The organism is Chitinophaga polysaccharea (assembly GCF_007829335.1).
GTDB classification, from domain to species: domain Bacteria; phylum Bacteroidota; class Bacteroidia; order Chitinophagales; family Chitinophagaceae; genus Chitinophaga; species Chitinophaga polysaccharea_B.
This window is the reverse complement of record NZ_VIWO01000008.1, coordinates 318867-345643: the sequence shown is the minus strand read 5'-3', so window position 1 is coordinate 345643 and position 26777 is coordinate 318867. Positions and strand designations below refer to the sequence as shown.

General features: G+C 48.3%; 16 protein-coding genes. 12 read left to right on the top strand and 4 right to left on the bottom strand.

Going from position 1 to position 26777, the window contains the following annotated elements; genetic code table 11:
* The first annotated feature begins 123 nt into the window (after positions 1 to 123).
* From FHW36_RS24870 to FHW36_RS24815, 12 genes are all read left to right on the top strand, one after another.
* A complete protein-coding gene (locus tag FHW36_RS24870) occupies positions 124 to 681 on the top strand; it encodes an RNA polymerase sigma factor (protein ID WP_186452588.1) in 558 nt (185 codons plus the stop codon).
* A 54-nt stretch (positions 682 to 735) separates the two neighbouring features.
* Positions 736 to 1866 (top strand): FecR domain-containing protein, encoded by a 1131-nt coding sequence (locus FHW36_RS24865; protein WP_145673178.1) that lies wholly within the window; start codon positions 736 to 738, stop codon positions 1864 to 1866.
* Between the two features lie 204 nt (positions 1867 to 2070).
* Complete coding sequence (locus FHW36_RS24860) at positions 2071 to 5310, top strand: SusC/RagA family TonB-linked outer membrane protein (protein WP_145673190.1); 3240 nt, start codon at positions 2071 to 2073, stop codon at positions 5308 to 5310.
* Between the two features lie 10 nt (positions 5311 to 5320).
* The gene (locus FHW36_RS24855; RefSeq protein ID WP_145673176.1) at positions 5321 to 6838 is read left to right on the top strand and encodes a RagB/SusD family nutrient uptake outer membrane protein; all 1518 of its coding nucleotides are present in this window, start codon (positions 5321 to 5323) and stop codon (positions 6836 to 6838) included.
* A gap of 12 nt (positions 6839 to 6850) precedes the next feature.
* Entirely contained in the window at positions 6851 to 7720 is an 870-nt protein-coding gene (locus FHW36_RS24850; protein ID WP_145673175.1) for a PKD domain-containing protein, read from the top strand.
* A gap of 30 nt (positions 7721 to 7750) precedes the next feature.
* A complete protein-coding gene (locus FHW36_RS24845; RefSeq protein ID WP_145673174.1) occupies positions 7751 to 8863 on the top strand; it encodes an acyltransferase family protein in 1113 nt (370 codons plus the stop codon).
* A 293-nt stretch (positions 8864 to 9156) separates the two neighbouring features.
* Positions 9157 to 9699, top strand: coding sequence for an RNA polymerase sigma factor (locus FHW36_RS24840; protein ID WP_145673173.1), 543 nt, complete (start codon positions 9157 to 9159; stop codon positions 9697 to 9699).
* Between the two features lie 15 nt (positions 9700 to 9714).
* Positions 9715 to 10854, top strand: coding sequence for a FecR domain-containing protein (locus FHW36_RS24835; RefSeq protein WP_145673172.1), 1140 nt, complete (start codon positions 9715 to 9717; stop codon positions 10852 to 10854).
* A gap of 180 nt (positions 10855 to 11034) precedes the next feature.
* Complete coding sequence (locus FHW36_RS24830) at positions 11035 to 14478, top strand: TonB-dependent receptor (RefSeq protein WP_145673170.1); 3444 nt, start codon at positions 11035 to 11037, stop codon at positions 14476 to 14478.
* Positions 14479 to 14501: 23 nt separating this feature from the next.
* A complete protein-coding gene (locus FHW36_RS24825; RefSeq protein WP_145673169.1) occupies positions 14502 to 16343 on the top strand; it encodes a RagB/SusD family nutrient uptake outer membrane protein in 1842 nt (613 codons plus the stop codon).
* Between the two features lie 31 nt (positions 16344 to 16374).
* The gene (locus tag FHW36_RS24820; RefSeq protein ID WP_145673168.1) at positions 16375 to 17673 is read left to right on the top strand and encodes an IPT/TIG domain-containing protein; all 1299 of its coding nucleotides are present in this window, start codon (positions 16375 to 16377) and stop codon (positions 17671 to 17673) included.
* A 61-nt stretch (positions 17674 to 17734) separates the two neighbouring features.
* Positions 17735 to 19270 carry a right-handed parallel beta-helix repeat-containing protein gene (locus FHW36_RS24815; RefSeq protein ID WP_145673167.1) on the top strand — a complete coding sequence of 512 codons (1536 nt, stop codon included), beginning with the start codon at positions 17735 to 17737 and terminating at the stop codon, positions 19268 to 19270.
* A 369-nt stretch (positions 19271 to 19639) separates the two neighbouring features.
* Here the strand turns inward: FHW36_RS24815 and FHW36_RS24810 are convergent, their stop codons facing one another.
* The 4 genes from FHW36_RS24810 to FHW36_RS24795 all read right to left on the bottom strand — a co-directional run bounded on the left by FHW36_RS24810 (position 19640) and on the right by FHW36_RS24795 (position 26776).
* A complete protein-coding gene (locus FHW36_RS24810) occupies positions 19640 to 20497 on the bottom strand; it encodes a class I SAM-dependent methyltransferase (protein WP_145673166.1) in 858 nt (285 codons plus the stop codon).
* Between the two features lie 87 nt (positions 20498 to 20584).
* Complete coding sequence (locus FHW36_RS24805; RefSeq protein WP_145673164.1) at positions 20585 to 21742, bottom strand: MFS transporter; 1158 nt, start codon at positions 21740 to 21742, stop codon at positions 20585 to 20587.
* Between the two features lie 76 nt (positions 21743 to 21818).
* A complete protein-coding gene (locus FHW36_RS24800; protein WP_145673163.1) occupies positions 21819 to 23276 on the bottom strand; it encodes a rubredoxin in 1458 nt (485 codons plus the stop codon).
* Entirely contained in the window at positions 23273 to 26776 is a 3504-nt protein-coding gene (locus FHW36_RS24795) for a nitrate reductase (RefSeq protein ID WP_145673162.1), read from the bottom strand. The genes FHW36_RS24800 and FHW36_RS24795 overlap by 4 nt, the downstream gene beginning before the upstream one ends.
* Position 26777: the final 1 nt, after the last annotated feature.

The following is a 26777-nucleotide window of genomic DNA, read 5'->3' as shown; positions in this document are numbered from 1 at the left end:
CAATATATTTCTCCACCTGAAACGTGGATAAACGCCCGATAAATACCAAAAATAAAAAAAGGGCTGTACCATTTATTTATGATACAGCCTCTTTTTTATTACATTTATTGCAAAGAGGGATACTTGCACGAACTAAGTGACATAGCGCTATTGCAACGACTACAACAGGCCGATGAAGCCGCTTATACCGAAATATTTCATCGCTACTGGGAAAAGCTATACGCCATTGCCTATAATCGCCTACGCATACGTACCGCCGCAGAAGATGTAGTACAGGAAGTATTGGCCAGCCTCTGGGTGCGACGTAAAGAACTCGACATACGCCATCTCTCCGGTTACCTGGCCACCGCCACCCGCTATGCGGTATTCCGCCAGATCAGCCGCTTATTACCCGATCAACCACTCGATAATCCGGATGTACAGCAGCTGGTATCCACGCCGGACAGCGATCTGCTCGATTTTTACCGGCTCCGGCAAAGACTGGGGAATGCCATTGACGAATTACCTGAAAAATGCCGCCTGGTATTTTTATACAGCCGCCGCGACCAGTACAACAATAAAGAAATTGCGGCCGCCCTCCAGCTATCCGAAAAAACAGTAGAAGCCCATCTCACCAAGGCATTGAAACACCTGCGGATACGTTTGAAAGATGTATATCCCTATTTTTCTTTCTTCTTCTAAAAAAAATATCTCCCCATACTAAGGGTAACCATTGCATTTCTGTACTCTACCTGTATGCAGCACCTGAAAGACCTGATTCAACGTTACCTGAAAGGCCGCGCTACGCCGGAAGAAATAAGTGCGCTGGAAGACTGGTACCACAGTTTCGATGATAGTGAAGTGCCGTTGTCACTGGAGCCGGGAGAAGATCCCGCGCAATTGAAACAACGCCTGCTTAGCAGGCTGTTGCCCGTTATGCAACCGGAAGCGCCCATCAAAGCAATGCCGCGTTACCGCCGTTATGCGGTGGCCGCTACAGTGGCCCTGTTGATCGCTGCGGCCGGCACTACTGCTTTGTGGTACCGGTATAAGACTATACCCAAAAATGAGATAGCGGTTCATATCCCCGTAAGGGAGATTGCACCAGCCCAAAAGAAAGCCTTGCTCACCCTGGCCGATGGCAGCACTATCACCCTGGATGATGCCGCCAATGGCGCATTGAGCCAACAGGGCGGCGCACGTGTAGTGAAGAGCTCTCCCGGGCAACTGGCCTACCAGGCCAATAACAGCGCCGGAGAAGTGGTGTATAACACCCTCAGCGTTCCCCGCGGCGGCCAGTACCAGGTGACATTACCGGATGGTACCAAAGTATGGCTTAATTCTGCTTCCTCCCTGCGTTACCCCACCGCCTTTAAAGGAACAGACAGGAAGGTTTTGCTCACGGGCCAGGCCTATTTTGAAATTGCCCCCAACGCTGCCCTGCCTTTCCACGTACAAACCAACGACCTGGACGTACAGGTGCTGGGTACCCGCTTTGATGTAATGGCATACGCCGATGAACCTACTGTAAATGCTACCCTGCTTGATGGAAAGATAAAAGTGCACGATAAAATATTGCAGCCGGGACAGCAGGCGGTTTGGTCGCCCACAGCAGGACAACTGCGCATCAGTACTGCCGATGTGAATAAAATTATGGCCTGGAAAAACGGGCTGTTCGTCTTCAATAATATGGATCTCCCCACCATCCTTCGGGAAGTAGCCCGCTGGTATGATGTGGAAATTGTATATAACACTGTTCCCGGAAAAGAACTGTACGGGGGCGGTATCAGCCGGAATCTTAATTTATCAGCCGTGTTGCGCGTACTCGAAGAAAACGGCAACAATCATTTTAAAATCAATGGAAAGCAAGTAATGGTATTACCGTAAACCTGTAAACAAAAACGTATGAAATAACTTTTGAACAATGGAAAAACCGGAGGTGGTGACACACCCCCGGCGAAAGTCCAGTATCCTGTAAGATCAGCGAAAGATCATTTAAGAATTCTAAACCTTATTAAAAGTATGTATTTAAAATTTAAGGAGATACCTTTTCTCCCCAAGGGACTTTTATTAACCAAAATTTTGCGGGTGATGAAAATGACCACCTGGCTTATCCTGGTAGCCTGCTTACATGTAAGCGCCAGGAGTTTTTCACAACAAGTCACACTCTCTGTGAAAAACATGCCGTTACAGAAAGTATTTGCAGAAATAATCCTGCAGTCAGGCGCCACTATTGTTTACAATGAATCGGTGTTGAAAAATACGGTGCCTGTTACCCTGCACGTTAACAATGCCAATGTGGAAACGGTGTTGGAGCAATGCCTGCAACACCAGCCGGTTACTTTTACCGTGAGCAATGGCGTATTTGTAATCCGCCCTTTATCGCCCCCGGTCACTGTTCCTCCGCCTGCAGACACCATCGGGAAAATAAGCGGGGCGGTCCGGTCGGCCGATGGAGTACCCCTGCCCGGCGCTACTATCCTGGTAAAAGGCACCAGCCGCGGAAATGCTACAAATGCAGCCGGGCTATTTACCGTGGCCGCCAATCCAGGTGAAATACTCATCTTTACCTATACCGGTTACGATAAACAGGAACTCCCCGCTCATCCCGGCATGCAGGTGATCCTGAAAACCGGTAGCAGTCAGCTCGACCAGGTGGTGGTGGTAGGTTATTCCGATAAGAAAAAAAGTGAACTAACCAGCGCCGTTACTGTGGTCAACGCCGCCAAATTAAAAGATGTTACTACCAATGATGTGGGAACCATGTTGCAGGGAAAGGTAGCAGGCCTGCAGGTGGTAAGCAGCTCCGGTGTTCCCGGCGCCGCCGCCGAAATCCGTCTCCGTGGCATCTCTTCTGTCAATGCTTCCCAGAGCCCACTGGTAGTGGTAGATGGTATCATTGGCGGCAACTACGACCCTAACGATATCGAAAGTGTAACAGTATTGAAAGATGCCGGCGCCACCGCCATGTACGGTTCCCAGGCTAATGCGGGGGTGATCATCATCACCACGAAACGAGCAGTATCGGGTAAAACACAATTCCAGGCAAAGATTACCACCGGCTTCCGCACACCCGACTTCGGAACAATGGATATGATGAATGGCAACGAATTGTATGAACGGCAAAAAGAATATTACCGCGACTATATTCCCGGCGCTACCAACAACTCCTATAAAATAGACCTGCTCAAATTTTACAACGAACGGCCCTTGTCGCTCCGCAATCAGAATTATAACTGGCTCACCGACATGTTCCGCCGCGCACCTATGCAAAACATATACCTGTCGGCCGCCGGCAAAACAGAGAAAGCCGACTATTACCTGGGCCTGTCTTACTACAACGAAAAAGGTACTTTCATGAATACCAACTACCAACGGGTAAACCTGAGAGCCAATTCTACCTATCATTTTTCTCCGCGGATCAGTCTCACCAACAATATTAACCTCAGCGGCTCTTTTGGTAAAACATACGATTACAATGATATGTACTATGCGTTTCTGAATATGCCCTGGGATAATCCATACGACAGTATGGGAAAGCCATTGTACGTAGATGGCAATGCGGCGTTCAAATGGTGGTCGCGCGATAAAGTGAATCCCATTCATACGATCAGCAATTCAGAACATCCGTACAAGAATTTTGATGTGAACTATGATATGGGATTGAATATTGGCATTACCAACTGGTTGTCTTTCGTGAGCACCAACCGTTTATCATTAGGGTATAACAAGAATAAAACCTGGTATTCGCCATTGGTGGCTGGGCAATATCATGCTACCGGCTATTTGAGTGAACTGAGTACGCTCAATTATGGATATGTATCCAATAACCTGTTGAAAGTTGACTTTCATCGCGGTGACCATCATATCAGTGGCCTTGCCGGTGTTGCCTTTGAAGGCAGCAATACCGATGTGATGGGTGCCTCTGGTAAGGGATTGCCGGTAGGACTAAAAGTGCTGAACACGGTGGCTAATAACCAGCAGGTGTCTGGCAGCCTGAATGAAGCTATTATACAGTCTTTTATCTCCCAGGTAAACTACAGTTTCCAGGATAAGTATTTCCTCACTGGCTCCTTCCGGGTAGATGGCTCTTCCAATTTTCCTTCCGGCAACCGGTATGCTTCCTTTCCTTCGGTGTCGGCCGCATGGTTAATGAGTAATGAAGATTTTTTGAGAGATAATTACATTTTCACTAACGTGAAATTAAGGGCCAGCTATGGGGTTACTGGTACGCAAGACATCGGGTCGTCGCGTTACCTGGCGTTGTTTTCACTTGCTAGCCAGTACAACGGGCAAAGCGCTGCTACGCCTTCCCAGCTGCCCAGCCCGGACCTTACCTGGGAAAGCAAATATCAATGGAATGGAGGTATTGATATCAGCCTGTTTAAACGGATCGACCTGAGCGTAGATGTGTATAACAACGTTACCAAAAACCTGTTGCTGCAGGTGTCCCAACCCTTATCAGTAGGCTTCGAAACCAAATGGCAGAACGTGGGCGAGCTGGTGAATAATGGGGTGGAACTGGGGTTGAATACTGTGAATATCCGCAGCGGTAAGTTTCAATGGAACACCGATTTCAATATCAACTTCAATACCAACAAGCTGCAAAAGTTCCCTGCCAATATTATCAATACGCAGTCCACCTGGAGTATTTCGCAGATATACCGCAATGGCGGCAATCTCTATGAATTCTATATGCCTAAATGGCTGGGGGTAGATAAACAAACGGGCGCGCCGCTGTGGGAAGTGGTGAACAAAGATGGTACTACCAAAGCTACTTCTGACTATGCCAGTGCTACCTACCAGGAAGTGGGGTCCGCGCTGCCCAGGTTCCAGGGAGGGATGACCAATACTTTTACTTACAATGGTATTTCGCTGGGAGTGAATATCTATTTCCTGTCGGGTAATAAAGTGTATAGCAACAACCTGCGTTTCGTAGAAAACGATGGCAATGAACCTTACTACAACCAGGCAAACCTGCCTAAAGGCAGCAGTACCTGGGCTAAACCAGGTGATGACGCTACGGAGCCCAGCCCGCAAAATTCGGCCAATTCCACCCAAACATCTACCCGTTTTTTGAAGGACGGGAGTTTCTTTGCCTTGCGTAATATCAGCCTGAGCTACGAGTTGCCGCATGCGCTGGTAACCAGGATGAAGCTGAATGGCATTACGGTAGGTTTTACAGCCGACAATGTACATACGTTTACCAATTTCCTCGGACAGGACCCGCAAACTACGATTACGCCGGGCTCCCAGGTGATGCCGGGCGTATCGGATTTCAAATATCCGAATAACCGCCAGTACCTGTTCAATATTAATTTCAGATTCTAAACCGCTCACCATGAGATCAGCCATTATAATATTGATGCTACTGCCCTTGCTGTTATGGCAAACCGGTTGTATGAAAGATGTAAATCCCAGCGATGCCCTGAGTACCGAAACGATTACCGGCTCCGCAGATGGGTTAAAGAATGCCGTGAATGGTGCTTATTCGCTGTTGAAAGACCATGTGCCTTTCAACGGTACCACCGATGATAATAACATGTACCTGCGGCAGTATTTCCAGTTGTCGGATTTCGCCAGCGATGATATTGTATGTGGACAAACCACAGAAGATCCTTTGTTTTACAGCTTCTCCCTAGATCATTCTCCCACGCAAACGAATACCCGTTATTTCTGGTATATCTCTTACAAAATTATCAATGATGCCAATACCGTGATAGAGGCGGTGAACAAGCTGCAGAACGTGGATGCGACCACACAACAGATGCTGGGCGAGTGTTATTTCCTGCGGGCGCTCAGTCATTTAAACCTGGTGAAGTTATTTGCCATGCCGTATACACAACAGGCGTCCGCGCCGGGCGTGATTTTGCGTACATCTACCAGTGACCCGGCACAAAAGGCAAGAGCTACTGTTGCAGAGGTATATGCACAGGTGATAGCCGATGCCAGCAAAGCGGCGGAGTTAATGAACCAATCGCGGGGGCCGCAGTACGCTTCCCGGGAAGCCGCGTGGGCGCTGCTTTCCAGGGTTTACCTGTACGAAGGGAAAAATGACAGCACCATTTACTATGCCAATAAAGTAATAGGAAGCGGCCGGTTTACATTGACTACCGCGGCTACGTATCCGGATATGTTTGCCAATGCTACCGCTGCCAGCGAAACCATTCTTTGTGTGGCGTTTACCCCGATAGATGACTACAAGAAATTTGGTTCTATTGCCTCTATGATCTATTCAGATGGTAACTCTGGCTGGGGCGAAGAATTTGCTTCCGCTTCGCTGAGAGATACCATGTCGGCCAATCCGGAAGATGTGCGCTGGAAATACATTGTGCCACTGAAAGATGGTAACGGCGCCGTGCAACAAAAGAATGGTATCGATATTTATTACATCTCTAAATTTTCCGGTCAGGGTGGAAGTCCCACGTTGAGTTCACCCATCTTGTTCCGCCTGGCGGAAATGTACCTCAACAAAGCAGAGGCAGAAGCAAAGTTAGGTAATACTGCCGCGGCGCTCAACGACGTAGACATGATCCGGTCGAACCGCGGCCTATCCGGTGCGTTATATCATCAGCAGGTGCCGGCGGGTAAAACGGCGCTGGACCTGGTATTGAAAGAACGGCGCCTGGAGCTGGCGTTTGAGGGACATCGTACGTATGATGTTTACCGTAATAAACGGGTGATGAACAGAACTTACTGGGGTTATCATTTGCCGGGGTTAAAGCAATCGGATATTAATCCCGCTGCCAATCCTTCCGGTTACAATGGGATGCTGATACCGCCGGATAATCCGAAAATTGTTTACTACATCCCGATCGACGAGGTAGAAACGAATAAACTGTGTACCCAGAATCTTTAAAACTTCCTGAACATGCAAAAGAAACTGCTTTATATATTCCTGCTGCTTTGTGCGGCCACTGCCTGTAAGAAAGACAATAACGAGCCGGCGCCGCTGGTAGTGTATACGGTGAATGTAGATGGTTATACCGTTACGTTTAACAATACCTCCACAGGAGCTACCTCCTGGAAATGGGATTTTGGGGATAGTACTACTTCTACGGAAAAGAGCCCTGTGCACACCTATAAGGGAAAAGGAAAGTATGTGCCCACCCTGTATGCCACGTCTGCTGCGGGTGTGGTGGCCGATGGTTCTACAGTGTTACGTATCTCCAAAACCTCGCCGGTAAAACTGAATGATAACAGCCTGGCCGACTGGGATACTATCAGCCAGAACATGATCACGGCCGGACCAGCGGGCGGGGTGTTTAAGAAGGCCAAATTTGATTACGACGGACAGAGCATGTATTTCTATGTGGAAATGACGGGTAAGGTGGCCGACGGGGTTATTTTTGATGTATATATAGATAGTGACAACAGTGCAGGTACCGGGTTGCTGACAGCGTTATTTACCGGCGGGGGATATGATGTGCTGCTGGAAGGGCAGCTGTTGCTGAAACCGGCTACTGCCGCTATTCCTATGGCCATGTATTACCATACAGGGGCGCAAACCAGTTTCAGTTTTGACCAGCAGTCGGGTACCGATTTTTACAGTATCGGCACCGTGCAGGAAGCCAATGGGGTGATCCGGTTTGAAGGAAAGCTGGATCGCTCCAAAATAAAGGGCTTTACGGGGGCGGCTATACGTTTGGGTATGGTGGCTACTACCAGCGACTGGGGCACGCAGTTGGGCACTATCCCGGATGAAGGGGCGCCTTCCTTTTTATTGAATATGCCGGAATAAATGATTAATTTAAGCACTCCAATCTGTACTATGAATACTACTACCAATGTCAACCAACGATTGATTTCCCTGGATGTGATGCGTGGATGTATTATGATTTTGCTGGCGGCAGAAAGTGCCCATATATACGGATCGCTGGAGCATTTGCACCCAACCGGGATATGGGATGCGGTGATGCAGCAGTTCTTTCATCATCCCTGGAATGGGCTGCGTGCCTGGGACCTGGTGCAGCCGGCGTTTATGACCATGGCGGGATCGGCGATGTATATCTCTTATTATTACAAAACGCAAAAAGGGATTACCTGGGCACAAAATTTCCGGCATATTGCATTTCGTTGTCTAAAGTTGTTTATATTTGGTACCGCCCTCCATTGCGTATATGCAGGCCGGTTAGTGTGGGAGTTATGGAATGTACTTACACAGTTATCCATTACTACCCTGATTGCTTACCTGATTATACGACGTTCCTATGTTTTCCAGCTGGGCGTAAGCCTGTTATTATTGCTGGCCATTGATTTACTCTATCGTTTCGTGCTGTTGCCGGGCTATGATCAGCCTTTTGTGCAGGACCATAACCTGGGATCATATGTAGATATGTTACTGATGGGTAAATTAAATGATGGGGGAGGATGGGTGACCATCAATTTTATTAGCACTGCGGCGCATACCATTTGGGGCGTATTGGCAGGAAAGCTGCTGATCAGTAACCGTGCCGCCGGGCAAAAGATCCGTATCCTGCTGATAGCGGGTATATTGGGGCTGGCGGCTGGCTTCGGACTTGATTGGGCCGGCATAACGCCCATTATCAAACGGATTGCCACCGCTTCCTTTACGCTGGCATCTGGGGGTTGGATAATGTTATTACTGGCGTTCCTGTATTGGATCATCGATGTAAAACAGCAGACGCGCTATGCCTGGATCGCCACCGTGGTAGGGATGAACGCTATTTTTATTTACCTTTTTTTTGAAACCGTAGGAGGACAATGGGTAAATCCAACCACCGGTATTTTTGTAAAAGGATTTACCGGGATGGCAGGCCTGCCGGAGTCCCTGCAGAACGTAGCGAATGCCTTCGCGGTATTGGCCCTGGAATGGGGATTGTGCTACTGGCTGTATAAACGGAAAATATTTTTCAAATTATAAGCTATCTACTGAAACCCCCATGGAAAAAAGGCTCCGGTATCTTTACCGGAGCTTTTATTTTTTTATGTTTTTACATTTTTATTATTTATCTTGATTCAAGTTTAAGCACTCATTTACCAAAATCTTAGTAATCGTAATAGTATAATCATAGCGTGAACAATGGGAGAAATTTTCTTCCAGCACTTGTAAAGTATCATTGTCACCTGTAACGGGTTATCTGCTATGCAGTATACCTGATGTCATGTTTTTATGCCACGTGTAAAGTATTATCATCAATAAGGCTTTCTTATTAAATGGATCATTGTTCAGATATCATATTAGTGCAACGATTGAAAGAAGGAGATGCCACGGCGTATGATGATTTATTTATGAAATATCATAAGCTGCTTTGCCTGAATGCGTATTGGTTTTTGCGGAATGATGCAGAAGCCAATGACCTGGTGCAGACATTCTTCCTGGACATCTGGGATAAAAAGTTATACCTTCATTTTGAGGGCGATATAAGAGGATACCTCCACCAGGCGGTGAAGAACCGCTGTCTGACTTATCTAAAAAGGCAGAAAGCGGAGCGGGAACAGCAGGTAGCCTTTACCCAGTTGCAGGACGTCACCTGTACCGGGCAGGCAGAAAATTCACCAGACTATTATAAACAGGCACTGACGGCTATCAATGAGATGGCTATACAAAAACGTTCTGCCATACAAATGGTGTATATGGAAGGGAAGCGTTACCAGGAGGCAGCAGATGAGATGGGAATCAGTATTAATTCCTTCAAAACCCATTTGAAGCGGGGATTGAAGGTATTGCGTCACGCAGTCATTCATAAGGGATATTAACCCGGTTTTGTTAACATGGAAACATCGCAGGAAAAAATATTTGAACTATACATACAACATCTGTCGGGAACACTTTCTGCGGAAGAGGAAAGCTATGTGCAGCGGCAGTTGCAGAATGATCCGGCTTTCTATGCAGAGTGGCAACTACTGTCGAAGGAAGCGGCCAATATGCATGCCGGCGACTACCTGCAACGCATTGATTCCAGTGCTTCTCTTGAGCAGGTGAAACAGCACAGAGCGCTGCCCGTTGCCCGCCCGGTGATTACCTGGAGAAGGATAGCCACAGCTGCTGCAGTGGTTGTACTGTTGATCGGCAGCGGGGCGGTGTTCTTCCTGATTAACAAGCGTCATCCTGCTCCATTAACTGCCAACGCCTTACTCCGGCAAGCCAAAGAGCCGGTAAAGCTGGTACTGGGACAAGGACAAACCGTTGTGCTGGGAGATTCCACGCATCAAACCATTGCCTTAAACAACGCTACGCTGAATACCAGCCAGGGCGCCCTGCAATATACTTCCGCTGATACGATGCTCAATACCCTGGAAGTACCCGTGGGAGAAACATATAAGCTGGCGCTGTCTGATGGTACGGAAGTATGGCTCAATGCCGCCACCAGACTGCGCTTCCCCTTTATGTTCGGACAGTCAACGAGGGAAGTATATGTAGAGGGAGAAGCTTATTTCAGCGTGGCAAAAGATGCCCGCCGTCCTTTTGTAGTACGCACCGCTTTAACACAGGTACAGGTATTGGGTACCGCTTTTAACATTAATACTTACCAGGCCGGCATGGTGAAAACATCGCTGGTAAGTGGTAAGGTAGTTACCAGCGCTAAAGACGGGGCGCAGCAACCCCTAAGTCCCGGCATCCAGGCTGATTATAATGCAGCTGCGGGTTTTACCACCAGTCATTTCGATGAAGAAGAAGTGCTTTCCTGGCGCGATGGGGTATATTATTATCACCACATGCCCCTGGCGGCCCTCCTGTCTGCCGCCTCCCGCTTTTATGGCGTACGTTTCGTGCTGGACCAGGAAAAAATGGCCGGGAAATCGGTCACCGGTTTAATGGACAGAAAACGCCTCGAAGACTTTTTATCCGACCTCAAAACAACCGCTCATATCGACTACCAGGTAGTTGGTAATGAAATTACATTGAGATAAATCACATCCTTCCCCAAAGTATTTTCCGATACGTATACCGTTCCCACGGCTCATTTTACGGATTTGAAAAAAAAGTTACTACTTCCTGTCACCCGTTTTCATAAAACCGGAGTAGTTGTATTGTAAAGCTTTTGTCAACCAATCGCTATCCAATCATTTTAACTTGTAAACAATTCCCGAATGAGAAAAAGTATACGCCAACGCTACCTGGCTATGCGAACAATGGTACGTCTGCTGGTACTGTGCAGCCTGGTATGTATCACGTTTTTTCCTGTACAGGCCCAGACTTCCACTCCTTCCCTGCAATCTATTGTTACCGTTACCGGCAATGATGTATCGCTGCTGCAGGTGTTCCGGGCTATTAAAAAACAAACCGGCCTTACACTGGTATACAGTAACCAACTGCTCAATGATGCCGAAAAAATCAGCCTGAATTTTCAGCAGGCCAAACTGGCCGATGTATTGGCTTTTATTTTTAAGAATAAAAATATCAGCTATGTACTGCAGCGGAACCGCATTGTGCTGGACAAAAAAGAAGCGCCGGCCGAACCCGTTTCTGCGGCGGCGCCGGCAGCAGAGGATAAACAGGTAGAGTGGCTGGTACGGGGCCAGGTAATGGATGCCGATGGTAGTCCGATACCTGGTGCTTCCGTTACGGTGAAAGACTCCAAGAAAGGTACCGTTACGGACGTTTTGGGCGTTTTTTCCATCAGCGCCAACCGCAATGATATCCTGCGTGTAGCCATGATGGGAATGCAAACGGAAGAAGTGAGGGTGAATAATCAAAAGACCATGAAAATCAGTTTAACCGCTAAGGTGGATAAACTGACAGAAGTGGTGGTAGTGGGTTTTGGTAACCAGAAAAAAGTAACTGTAACAGGTTCTGTAGCTTCTGTAAATATGGAAGACATGAAAACGCCGGTACGCTCCCTCACCAATGCGCTGGTAGGTAAAGTGGCAGGTATCATTTCCATGCAGAGCGGCGGTGGTGAACCAGGTTATGATAACCCCAACTTCACCATTCGCGGTATTGGGAGCTTTACCGGTAGCACATCGCCCCTGATCATCGTAGATGGCGTGCAAAGAGAAGATGTAAACAGTACCTATGGTGGTGCTTTCAATAATATTGACCCTGAAGATATCCAGAGTATTTCCCTGTTGAAAGATGCATCTGCTACGGCAGTATATGGCGCCAAAGGCGCTAACGGTGTGTTGATCATTACTACCCGCAGGGGGATAGCCGGTAAGCCCAAAGTATCTGCCAAAGCAGAAACGGGTATGAGCGGACTCACACAACTCCCTAAAATGCTGGATGGCGTTAGTTATATGAAGTTATATAATGAAGCGCAGGTAAACATGGGTAACCAACCTACCTATTCCGATGAAGTGATCCGGAAAACAGCGAGCGGACTGGATCCTTACCTGTATCCGAACGTAGACTGGATTAACACAATTTATAAAAAGTGGGCTTCCATGACTAATGCCAATGTGAATGTAAGCGGCGGTGGCGAAGCGATGCGTTATTATGTGTCGATGTCATTTTATGACCAGGAAGGTCAGTATAAAGTCACCAAAACAGCTTATAACCCCAACCTTAATTTTAAGCGATACGATTTCAGAAGTAACGTAGATCTGAACGTCACCAAAACAACACTACTTTCCCTCAACCTCGCTTCCATGCTGGTAAACAGCCGTTACCCGGGCAATCCGGCCGGCGGCATCTGGTATGCGGCGTATGGTACTAACCCGATTTCTTTCCCGGTAAAATACCCCGGCGATAAATGGGCCGGCCCACGTAACAATGGCGGCGCTAATCCCTTTAATATGGTGCAGAATGCGGGGTATAGTACAGAGTTCAGACCTTCGGTACAATCCGTATTAAACCTCAACCAAAAGCTGGATATGTTTACTTCCGGATTGAGCGCTAACGTTAAATTCTCTTTTGATACCTACGGCGAGTTCGACAACTCCCGGAAAGGACTAAACGATCTATGGTATGCTGGCAGCCGGAATGAAGATGGCTCGCTGAATTTTGAACGCACCCGTACCGGTAGTACTTACCTGGGTTACGGTAGCTCGTCCAGCGGTGAACGTATGATGTACCTGGAAGGTAACCTCACCTATGATCACAGCTTCGGCAAGCATAATATTGGCGCTTTGTTGGTAGGTGCTTTGAGGAACCGGGTGATTGGTTCCGCAGGAGATCTGAAAACTGCCATTCCTTATCGTAGCCAGAATGCTGCGGCCAGGGTTACCTATTCTTACCTCGACAAATACCTGGCAGAGGTAAACATGGGCGCCACTGGCTCTGAAAACTTTGAAACAGGAAAACGTTGGGGGTATTTCCCTGCCGCTTCTGCCGGATGGGTAATTTCAAAGGAAAGCTTTTTCCAGCCACTCACTAAAACCATCAGCTTACTCAAAATCCGTGGTTCCTATGGTATGACTGGTAATGACCTGATCGGTAATGGCGACAGGTTTGGTTATCTCACCTATATCAATGATGCTTCCGGTACATCTTTCGGTGGTTCCGGGTCACCAACTTATTACCCCGGAATTGCCGCTTCTGTTATCGGAACGCAAAACCTCACCTGGGAAAAGTCTGCTAAAACAGATGTGGGTTTGGAAATAGGTTTTTGGAATAAGTTGAGTTTTGTATTCGATGCTTTCCGCGATAAAAGAACCAATATCCTGGTACGCCGCAACTCCCTCTCTTCTATTGCAGGTTATGGAGGTATTGATATTTATGGTAACCTGGGCGAATTGGAAAATAAAGGGGTGGACGGTAGCGTAGAATACACGGATCATATAGGTAAAGATGTGACCATCCGTTTATTCGGTAACGTTACCTATGCCCGTAACAAAGTATTATATGCTGATTATCCCAAGGCAATTTTTCCTTATCAGCAACGGGAAGGTACCAGCGCTTATGCCTTTTATGGTTATAAAAGCCTGGGATTATTCAAAGACCAGAATGATGTAGATAAAAGCCCCACTCAACTCAGAACCGTATTCCCAGGGGATATCAAATACGAAGACCTCAGCGGTGATGGAAAAATTACCGCCAATGATGCTACCTACTTAAATAAATCCTCTTTTCCTGTATGGTCTTACGGATATGGTTTCAATATTGGTTACAAAGGATTTGAATTGTCGGGTGTATTTGCCGGTGTGGCGGATGTAGGTATCATGGCTAATGGCGCCGATATTTCTCACGGCCAGGATGGCGCGCCAGGTGTAGGCGTAATACCTTTTGCCGGTATGGGACAATATACCGCCAATGGTTTATCTGATATGTTGAACCGCTGGTCGCCGGATAATCCGAATCCGAATGCGCACTATCCCCGGTTAACGGTAGCCAGTGTAAATGATAATAACTACCAGAACAGCACGTGGTGGTTGAAAGATGGTAGTTTCATGCGGCTCCGGCAGGCGTCACTCAGTTATTCTTTTATCACTCCCCAGATGAAACGCCGTGGTATCAGCAGTTTACAAGTATACGGTGCAGGCACCAACCTACTCACTTTCACAAAGTTTAAATTATGGGATCCTGAGCTGGGCAATAACTCCGCTAAGTATCCTTATCCGAAAACAGTGACCGTTGGCGTGAGAGCGCAATTCTAATCAAGACAAAAAAGAATACGTTTATGACCAGATATAAATACCTGTTACTTTTTTGCTGTGGTATGATCGCCATGGGCCTGGCGTCTTGCAGCAAGTACCTGGATAAGAAACCCGATAATCTTTTAACGGAAGACCAGATATGGCAAACCAGGGCTAACGCCGAAGCCTATCTGAATAATGTGTACACCGGCATGCGCGGTCCTGATGGTGGCGATTGGGCGTCGATGGGCTTTGCCGATGAAACTTCTGTGGCCATTCCCACGGTGGGAGTAAGGTTTATGGTATCGGGCAACTGGACCCCTTCTGATGGCAACAACTGGGACAGCTGGGGCTATATGTATGGCTTCATCCGTAAGTCGATCATCTTTGACCAGAATGTGGATAAAGTGCCGGAGAGCCAGTTGAGCCAAACGTTGAAGGATCAGTATAAGGCAGAGAATAACTTTTTACGGGGATACTTCTACTATCAGCTGCTAAGAAAATATGGCCCGTTTGTCATTGTATCCAAACTGATTGGGCAGGATGAAGATTTTACCAAGTACTCCCGCGGTTCATTCGATGAATGCGTGGCACATATCAATGGGTTAATGGATAAAGCCGCTGCCGGCTTACCGGGTGTATGGAATTCCTCCGGCAACCTCGGAAGGCCTACCAAAGGCGCTTGCATGGCCGTAAAGGAAAAAGTAGCGCAACTGGCGGCGAGTGAATTATGGAACGGAAATCCTGCGTTTACCAATTTCAAAAATAATGATGGCAAGCAGCTGGCGCCGGTGGGTTACGATGTGAATAAATGGAAAATTGCCGCTAAAGCCGCAAAAGATATCATCGACTCTGCACACTATAAGTTGTTCACCAACCTGGATAATGGTGGTTCCTCTTTCGATCCGTACCTCTCTGTGCGGGATTTGTTCCTGACCACCTGGAATGATGAAATCATCCTGGGCAGCATCGACTGGAGCCGCTGGGGTTATACCAAATGTGTTTCTCCTGGTCCCGGAGGTTACAATATGTATAATGCCACGCAAAACCTGGTAGATGCCTTTTACATGAAGAATGGCCGCACCATCGATGACCCGGCTTCCAACTATGTGGAAACAGGATTTGCACAATCAGATGATGATTATGACTGGGGACATCACCAGGGCGATTGGAACATGTACGCCAACCGGGAGCCACGCTTTTATGCTTACATCGCCTACAATGGCCGCCCGGTAGTACCGGCAGTGACGGTAGATGACAAGAATTATTATTCTTCCGACAATAACGTCAATGGGAAAGGACGGGTGGAGTTTTACTACAGCGGTAAATCCGGGCAAAAATCAGCCGGAAGCAATAACCTCACCGGTTACCTGCCCTTGAAGCGGGTGAGCTCCAGTGATAATATCCGCAATGATGTCACCGCTTACCGCTCTCCGTATATTCTTATCCGTTATGCCGAGGTATTACTGGATTACGTGGAAGCGTTGAACGAATACGATCCTACTAACCCGGATATTGTTACCTACCTGGATATGGTAAGAACCCGGGCGGGACTGCCAGGTATTGAAACCACCTATCCGGATGCGGTAGGTAATAAACTGGCCATGCGGAAGTATATACTGAGAGAAAGACAGGTAGAATTTTGCTTTGAAAGTGATCGTTGCTTTACCATGCTGCGCCGGAAAATGCTGGGTAATCCGGAAAATCAGACCATCTATGGAATGGATGTAAATGCCAACGACCAGGGACTTGGATTTTCATTCACGGGTTTTTATAAGCGCACCCTGTTCCAGAAAAGAGTATGGAACGATAAGATGTACCTGTTTCCGATTATACAGGGTGACCTGGAAAGGGATCGTTCATTGGTACAAAACCCCGGCTGGTAAAATTTTATTCATTCAATTTTAAATCATTGCTATGATCAGGTCATTGCATACATATATACTCTCCGGTTGCTTTTTAATGTCGGCCATATTAACAGGTTGCAAGAAAGACGAAGGGCTGCAGCATGTGGTAGGGTCGCCCATCACGATATCCGACTTTACTCCCACTACCGGAGGAGGTACCACAGAAATTTTAATTACGGGAGATAATTTCTCGGGAGATACCAGCCAAATCAGCGTTACTATTAACGGTAACCGCTGTGCCATCGTGGGCGCCAACACAAAGCAGATTATGGCAGTAGTGCCAAAAAGATGCGGTTCCGGTAACGTGGTGGTGACCATCGGGAAGGACAGCGGCAAATCTGCCGGTACTTTCAATTATGTATTCACCCATACGGTGACTACACTGGCGGGTAATGGTAAAGCCGGTTATGCAGATGGTGGTCCTACAGACGCCATGTTTACTTTCAGCAATCCTGGTTGGTTGAGAATGATGGGTATTGTAGCCGACGATAACGGCAACGTATACGTGGCTGATCCGGGGAATGCCTGCATCCGTAAAATCGATAAAACCGGGCAGGTATCTATCCTGGCAGGGCACCCGGGCAATTCGGGAGGTTCAGACGGTGTGGGCACCGGCGCCACGTTTAGCATCCCCTACGGCCTGGGCATTGATGCGGCGGGTAATGTATATACTGCCGATCCCGGCACCTGGAGTATCCGGAAAATTACGCCGGATGGCACTACGTCGAGAATAGGGGGCACCGTGCAGGAGCCCTGGAACGTAACCGTCAATAAAGCAAACGGAAAAATATATTATTCCAGTACCGGTGGTGGCGGTGTATTTGAAATGAAGCCGGATGGCAGCAGCGTGAATATTGCTACCATTGCGGCGCCGGGAGGACTTGCATTTGATCCGGCTGGTAACCTGTATGTATCCAGCAATAGCGAACATACTATTATCAAGTTGAAAGCTGATACCTGGGAGCCTACCGTAATTGCCGGTGCTACCGGTACGCCTGCTTATGTAGACGGTGTAGGTACGGCAGCCCGTTTTGCCAATCCCTGGGGACTTGCGATCGATGCGGGTGGCAATATTTTCGTGGCAGGTAATGGTAGTTACGGCGCCAATGTGGATGAAAGTGTCCGCTATATCAAGGCCGGCACCTGGGACGTCAGCACCTTTGCCGGCAGCGGCAGCGGAGGGTTTGCAGATGCCATTGGCACCGCCGCTGCATTCAATATGCCCATGGGCGTAGCGGTAGATAAAAATGGAATTGTATACGTTTTAGATAAGAATAATAACAGGGTAAGAAAGATAGTCACAGAGTAAAGCCATCAAATGTAAACCCGGGGCTGCAATAGGAATATTGCAGCCTTATATTTTTAATCGTATGTTTAACAATACTATGCATCTCTTTTTATTCGCATTGCTGGCGGGAGCCTGCAGTAAAGGCGGCTCGCCTGTACCGGAACCGGTAGTGGCTAAAACACATACTTACTACGTTGCAACCAGCGGCAACGATGCTGCCAACGGCTCATTGAGCGCACCTATGCGCACTATCAATGCTGCCTTGCTGAAAGCCATCCCCGGCGATAGCGTTATTGTAAGGGCCGGTAATTATTATGAAAAGGTGACCTTCCCTCAATCCGGGCGACTCGATAAATTAATTACACTCAAAGCCTATACAGGCGAAAAAGCCGTGATTGATGGTACCGGGTTATCCGTGAGTGGAAAGGAATCGTTGGTAACGATTAGTCGCGCCAGTTATGTGGTATTGGAAGGATTTGATATCTGCAACCTGAAAAGCAGTGCGCCAGGAGCCAACGTTAATGGGATTACAGCCGATGCAGGTTCCAGCAATATTATCATCCGTAATAACCGCATTTATAACATTGAGCACAATGCTGCTCCTGCCGATGGCAGAAGTGGACATGGCATTGAAATCATCGGCAATACAGCCGATGTGATGAAAAATATCCTGGTGGAAAACAATGTGATCCATGATACCAAAACCGGCTACAGCGAAAACCTGACCATCAATGGGTATGTAGACGGGTTTACCATTCGCGGTAATACCATCTATAACACAGAAAACATTGGAATCGATGCTGCCGGTGGATATGCGGCCAACAGCAACCCTGCGTTCAATTATGCCCGCAACGGTGTGATCAGCGATAACGAATTATACAACATTGATATGACCCGTGGCCCCATCGGAGGCATACATGGCCACGGAGCAATTGCTATTTATGTAGATGGCGCCAGGAATATTACCGTGGAAAGAAACCGTATACATGAGGCTGATCGTGGAATAGGCATCGTAAGTGAAAATGATGCGTATCCTACCCGCGATTGTATCGTAAGGAATAACTTTGTATTTAACTGCTGGAGAACCGGCATTTACCTGGGTGGTTACCTGGGATATACTTCCGGCGGCACGCGCAACTGTTATGTAGTAAATAACACCCTATTCATGAATAACCGCGAACCAGGTGCATTTGGGGAAATAGAAGGAGAAATCAGGCTGACAGAGCAATGCTTCGACAACATTATTAAGAACAACATCGTATATGCGAGACCGGTAGATGTATTTGTGCATAAATACACCAACACCGGCGCTGGCAACGTAATAGACAATAACCTCTTTTATACCACCGGTACGCCACAATGGATCTGGGGAAACACCAATGGTCCTGCTATAACCGATTTTAATATGTGGAAAACTACTGCCGGTGTAGATGCAGCTTCGGTTTACGGAGCAGATCCGTTGCTGGTTAGCACCACTACGCCCGATCTGCACATTACTGCTAACTCCCCCGCAAAAAACACCGGGGTGGTGATTTCAGCAGCGGTGAACGGAAGCCTGGATATTGATGGTAAGGCCAGGATAGTAAACAACCAGATTAGCAAAGGCGCACACCAATAAACGCATCATAAACCCCTAAGAAGATAAAGGGCTGGCCGTTATAAGGCTGGTCTTTTTCTTTTGCAGGCTCCGGCGTTGAACTACAAAAATCCCCCTTTTACGTGATTGTTGATATCTGGGTATTAATGTACATTACAATTACCAGAATCTGTACACCATGGAAATGAAACCCTGTTTAAACGGCAACGTAGCTATATTCTTATTTCCGGTATCAGTAAGGCATTAACAGTTAACAATACGGCAGCAAGCTGCTGGTAGTGTATATCCCTTTGGGGAAACTTTTTGGGTATGCTAATAGCCGGATATCCAATTGCTCAAGTCTCGTTTTAGTTGAGTAAACCCGTCCTTTTTTGGGCGGGTTTATTATTGTCAGGTAACAGCCAACAGGAATTCTTCGCCGGTAATGGGACGTAAGTCATCTGATCTGCCGGTAAAGTATTGTTCGGTGATATTTTCGGTGTTAACGATTGCTACATGTTTGAACCCTGCGCTGCGGGCTGCTGCGGCGATTTCGCCGGGCGCAAAGAAACTGAGAAAAGGAGTACCTGCGGCGGCAGCGCCTTTTTTAGCGATATCCAGCAACGGCCTGTCTGCTTCCGCCAGTAATTCTGATGGCAATAGGAAAGTCATGGCCAGTATAGACCCTTTGGCGAGTTGCGCTACCTGGTGCAGGGTGGCCGCAATAGCTTCCTGGGTAAGATACATACTAACGCCGGTACAGGCTACTACAGCAGGTTGACCGGTATCAAATCCCGCGGCGGTCAATTCCTCCCACCAGGAAGATATTTCGAAGTTGACCGGTACAAACTGCAATGAATCGGGGAGGTGGAATCCCAGTTCCTCAAGGCGCCGTTGTTTCCAGGCCTGGGTACCCGGTTGATCTATTTCGTATATCCGGAGTTGGGAGGCAATATCTGGTCTGCGTTGCGCAAAGGTGTCGAGGCCGGCGCCGAGGAGCACATACTGGGTAACGCCCTTTTTATGCTGTTCGATGAGCAGGTCTTCTATAAACCTGGCCCTGCCTACAATAGAAGCCCTTAGCCCCCGGGTGAAAACGGGATCCATATCGGGCCGTTCACGCCAGTTGGGATCCGGTGCAATGAGCTGTAATCCTATAGTGTCTTCCAGGATATGCGGCGGCGCATCGATGACTACATGTAAGGCTCTCCACAAAGCCACGCGCACGGCGGTATTATCTGGTGCTGCTGGGTAGTTGTTTTGTTCCATAAATTTCGGGTGATAGGTAACAAGATTGACTACTAATGCCGCTAAAAATTAGAAATTAAGTTGCGCTTCACCAAAAATGGTTTTCCGCTATTCTGCCTTGATACCCTTTACCATCCATACAATCAGGAGTCCGCATAACGCCATGATAGCAAATGACCAACGCAGGCTGGTGGCCTGGGCTACAAAGCCCACCAGCGGAGGCACTACCAGGAAGCCCAGGTAGCCAATGGTGGAGATAGATGCCAGCGTTTGCCCACTGTTGGCGCTTTTGGACTTACCCGCCAGGCTGAATACCAACGGTACCACACAGGCTACGCCTAAGCCGGCCAGTATAAATCCGATACCTGCGGGAACCGGGTAGGGCAGGAGGATGGTGAGTAATAAGCCACTTAAAATAAACCAACCACTATATAGCAGGATGGGTTTGATCCCTAATTTTTTTACCAGGCGGTCGCCGGCAAAACGGCCGGTAGTCATGGCCACCATGTATATCACGAAGGCGGCTACTGCGGTAGATTTGCTGGCGCCTACTACTTTTTCAAAATATAGCCCGCTCCAGTCGTACATGGTGTTTTCTGTGGCCATACAGGCAAAACAGATCAGCGAGTACTTTAGCAATGACTTGTCGGGTAGTGCAAAGGCCGCCCGTTTCACGGTTTCTTTTACCGGCTGGTCGGGGAAGGTTTTGGGGGTATAATATATCGTGAAAATCAGTAGTAATACGCTTACGATCAGCAGGTGCCAGGAAGGCGCTATATTCATGCTCACCATCAGGTAGCCGATAGCCGCGCCGGTAAACCCGGCTACGCTCCAGATCCCATGGAAGGTGGTCATGATCGACTGTGGATATAAATGCTGTACCTGTACAGCTTGCGCATTCATGGAGAGATTGAGCAGGTTGCGGGCCGACCCGAAACAGAATAATACCAGGGCCAGCTGCCAGATGTTGGTGGTAAATCCCGGCAAACTCAGTACGATGTTGAATATCATCGCCCCAAAAACCATGATCTTGCGACTGCTGAAGCTCCCCAACAATTTACCGGTGATAGGCATCGTGAGCATCAGTCCTATCGGCAAGGCAAATAACACTGCTCCCAGCTGGGCCTCATTTAAATGTAATTGCTGCTGTATAGAGGGAATCCTGGATGCCCAGGATGAATAACCTAATCCGGAAATGAAGAAGAATACGGAAGTGGCAATCCTGTACTGTCTGGCATCGGTTTCGTTGTGAATATTTGCTAACATGATCTGCGTACTGAAGGATGCAAAATTAGACAAACCCCGGGAAACTCCGGCGCTCTTTTTAAGGGTATATCCGACATTAAGCAGGCTGTGCCAGCAGCGTGGATTCCCGGACCATCGTGAAATCCGCCACCGGCGCGGCGCATATGGAACAGCCATAGTCAGCTGGTAAGCTGGTAAACGGGGTGCCCGCTGCCACGCCCTGTTCTGCATCGCCTACCGCTTCATCGTACACAGTAAGACAGGTGGTGCATTGATATACTTGCTTTTCTTCCACTGCATGCACTGTTAGTGAGGCCTGCTCGGTTACATAATGCTGCAATACGTTGGCGGCGCTACGCTGCTCATAAAAAGTTTTGCACAACGCCACAATATAGGGCCCCAACTGTTCTTTGGTTACCGCCTCCCGGTATACCATCAGCTGCGCCGAATTGGCGTTGTAATCTGCCGTATACAGGATATCATACCGCTGCATGTACTTCAGTTTGCTGCCGTATTTATTTTCCTGCCGCCGGATAACTACCGTACCAAAAAGACTGGCAGGATGCCTCACTCTTACACTGAAACAAAGCCCATAGGTACGTACATCGGCGGTGTCAAAATACCGGATAACATGCCGCTTCAATATGAGCCCATCTTCGCAATTATCTTCTACCTGCCAGTTCAGCTCATTGGCTGCATGACGTACATTGATACCATGTTTACCCAATACGTAATCCCACAAAGGGCGATGCCGCGCATCAATATTTTTGATGATCAGCGATTTCCAGGGAGTAGCATAAAGTTGACCCGTGCGGGTTTCCAGGCAAATAGTACATACTTCTTTCAGAAAGTCGATAGGGAAATCTTCATCCCGCCGGTAAATGCCCAGCCAGTAGTTGTTGTCGTATTTATTAAATCCTTCGTAGTAGGGGAGATGAAAGGCCGGTAAATCGAGGTCGCGGTCTTTAGCACGGGAGATGTACGATAAGCTGTCCTTCACCGTGGCATAAGCCTGCTCCGGCGAATGGCCAGCCAGCAGGAATGATTCCACCGCTTTGCTTACTTCGGCAATATGATTGGTGTAGATGAGTTCGGGCCATACATATAATTGTTGACTGCCAGGCAAGCGCAGGTACAGGTACCAGTAATGGGTATACGAAGACGTGATCCAGTTGATATGCCCGGTAAACAGCGGTACAAATGTTTGTCCGCTATCGCAGATATTCACTTTGAGCGACGGCATTTCTTCAAAAAGGTTAAACACATCTTTGTAAATACCTTCGCTGAGCCAGCTGTTTTGTACAAAGATGCCTGCCGCCGGATAGGCGCTCATCATATTGGGCTGCGTAGCAAAAAAAATCTGTTTGGCCGTACACGCTTGTTTGAAAGTGTCGAGATGTTTATCAGGAATATCTATCAACAGCTGTTGCCTTAGTCCAAAACGTACATGGGTAGCCTGCGCATCGGTAGCGGTTTCGAGCAACTCCAGCAAGAAGCCCGGTGATATAATGCCACCGGTGAAATTAACAGACAGGGTATGGCTATGTTTTGTCATGATGATACCAATTCGGTGGTTGTTTTAGCAATAGATTTTTCCAGTAATGCTTTTACCTCCGGTTTACAGCTACCACAGCCCATGCCGGCGCCAGTGGCCTGGCATAAAGCCGGCAGGGTATGACAGCCGCTTTTAATTTTCTCCAAAATATTCCCTTCTCCCACATTACCGCAGGAGCATACCAGCTTGCCGATCACCGGCGTACCTTTTTTCCCGGAGCGTAATAACTCCAGCCTTTTATCCGACAGCTCAATCCGCTGCTGGATGAGGTCCCTGAATTCAATGAACTCGGATTTGTCCCCTATCAATATAGCGCCTACAAGCTTGTCCTGGTGTATAATACATTTCTTATAATAGCGTTTGGCCTTGTCGATAAACACTACTTCTTCATAAGCCGGATCCTTAGGTGTTTCTACCATGCCCAGTGAGCAGAGGTCGGTACCATGCATCTTCAGGATATTCATGAAGAGAGATCCCTGGTAATACTGGCTGATATCGCCGTTGAGATATTGGGCTACCACGGCAGCCTGTTGCTCGGCAGCCGCGGTGATGCCATACAATACCCCATTGAAAGCCGCCATTTCGCCAATGGCATAAATATCCGGATCGCTGGTTTGCAGGTATTCATTTACCACTACGCCCCGGTTGCACTGCAATTGAGCCGCCTGCGCGAGTTCTATATTGGGCACGGTGCCTATGCTCATCACCACTGCCTGGCAGGGAATGTACACGCCACTTTTCATACGAATACCTTCCAGCTGGGTTTGCCCGATGAACCGGTCTATTTCATCGTTGTAAATAATGTCGATACCGCGGTCGGTGAGCTCTTCGTACAGGAGTTGCCCTCCCAGCGTATCGAGCTGCCGGTCCATGAGCCGGGAAGTACGCTGTATAACGCCTACGTCTATATTAATTTCTTTGAGAGATGCTGCCAGCTCTATCCCTAATAAGCCACCACCCACGATCATTACCTTCCCTCCGGAAGGATGTATATGTTGTTTGAAGGCATCGGCATCCATGCGGGTACGCATGGTGAAGATGCCGGGAATAGGCGGAATATCGCGTAGGGTGGCTGCCCGGCTGCCGGTAGCCATCAGGAGTATGTCATACGTATGTACGTGGCCGTTACTGTCTGTTACCTGTTTGTTGCTGCGGTCTATATGAGTAATGCTCACCCCGCGATGCAGCGTAATGCGGTGTGCGCCTTCTTCCTGGCGGGTCATTTTCACCAGCTGCTTCCATGCCTGGGTGCCGCTGATATAATCGGGCAGCATTACCCGGTTGTAAAACGGCAAGTTTTCCTTGCTGAACACCACGATTTCATCGGTGGTATTCAACTCCCGGTACGATTTCACAAAACCACAGGCCCCGGCCCCGGCGCCTATGATCACTATCTTTTGTCTTGGCTTCTGGTAGCGTTGTACCTGTACGGCCGAATATTTAAAATCTGGTTGCTTGGAAATAGGATCCAGTAAGTGGTTGGTGAGGTTATTGGCGCGATGCAGATCGCTGTTTAAAATTTTGCCCCAGTGCATGGGTAAGAAAACTACGCCCTGTTTGATGCTGCTGCTGAGCTGTGCTTTTACCCGCACATTTCCCCGTTCATTGCTCACCGTTACAATATCGCCTTCTTTGATGTGGCGCTGCCGGGCATCTTCGGGGTGTATTTCCAGGAAAGAGGAGGCAATATGTTGTTTTAGTTTGCTCACCTTGCCGGTTTTACTCATGGTGTGCCACTGGTCGCGTATACGGCCGGTAGTGAGTATCAGCGGGCGTTCGGGACTGAGCGGTTCCGAGTGATTCGCGTCGTCAAAGCTATGGATAATCGCGCGCTGATCCGGTGTATAAAATGCATGATCTTCAAACAGGCGGGGAGTGCCACTGCCGGTATGGTATGGCCATTGTACACTGCGCTTTGCTTTAAGGGTGCTATAGTTCAGGTGACTGATGTCGATGTGGGTACCGGCGGTGAGGCGACAATGTTCATCATAGATTGCTGACATATTCGTATAGTCGAAACCGTGATACCCCATCTTTTGGGCAAAGCGACAGATAATTTCCGCATCCGGTAATGCTTCTCCGGGGGCATCGGTAATTTTGGTCAGATAGCTGATGCGTCTTTCGGCGTTTGTCATGGTGCCTTCTTTTTCTGTCCATGCGGCGGCAGGCAGCACTACATCGGCGTAACGCAGGGTTTCCGGCTTGTTGGAAATTTCCTGCACCACTACAAATTTTGCCTTTTGCAGCGCGGCTTCTGCAAAGCGTACATCCGGCAGGCTTACCAGCGGATTGGTACACATGATCCAGATGGCTTTCAAGCGGCCGTCGTTCAATGCGGTAAACATTTCCGTGGCGGTAAGTCCCGGTTTATCCGACAGGGTGGTACCTCCCCAGAAGGCCTGTACTTCTGCCCGGTGCAGGGGATTGCTGAGTACGCGGTGGGCGGGCAACAGGTTGGATAAACCACCTACCTCCCGACCGCCCATGGCATTAGGCTGACCGGTTAATGAAAATGGCCCGCTGCCGGGCTTACCGATATGGCCGGTGATCAGGTGCAGATTGATCAAACTCAGATTTTTGTTCACACCAACCACACTTTGATTCAGTCCCATGGTCCAGAAAGTCATGAAGCCGGTGGCGTTGCCGATATAGTCCGCTGCGGTATATATCTCCCCCGGGGTAATACCACAAATGGCAGCAGCTTCCTCTATGCTGCGTTCCATCACAATATCCTTGTACTGATCGTAACCATTGGTATGTGCCTGGATAAACTGGCTGTTGGTATGACCGGCGGTGATGAGCGCACGGCCAATGGCATGGTGTAAAACGATGTCGGTACCGGGATTTACCTGCAGGTGCAGGTCAGCTATCGCACAGCTTTGGGTAATCCGCGGATCGCTAACTATGATTTTCATCGCCGGGTTGGCGGCCCTGGCGGCTTCTACCCGGCGCCATAAAATGGGATGGCACCAGGCGGGGTTGGCGCCGGCTACAAAAATGCAATCAGCTTGTTCTATATCATCGTAGGTGCCGGGTACGGCATCTTCTCCCAGGGCCATCTTATAGGCAGCTACCGCGCTGCTCATACATAAGCGGGAATTGGTATCGATGTTATTGCTGCCAATAAATCCTTTGATCAGCTTATTTACCACATAGTATTCCTCTGTTAAACACTGCCCCGATGCGTAGAAAGCTACGGCATCGGGACCATGTTGTTTTATGATGGCGGCAAATACGGCAGCAGTTCTTTCCAATGCCTGGTCCCAGCTCACTCTTTTCCTCGGAAGATCCCGGTGATAGCGCATTTCAGGATACAGCAGCCGGTCGGAAGTATCCATTACCGTATAGTGCAGGTTCATACCTTTGGAACAAAGCATACCCTTATTTACCGGGTGCGTTTTATCACCTGCTACATGCAGCTTACCTTGCCGGTCTTTTTCTACTACGATACCACAACCTACCCCACAATAACAACAGGTGGTTTTGAATGTTGCTTGCATG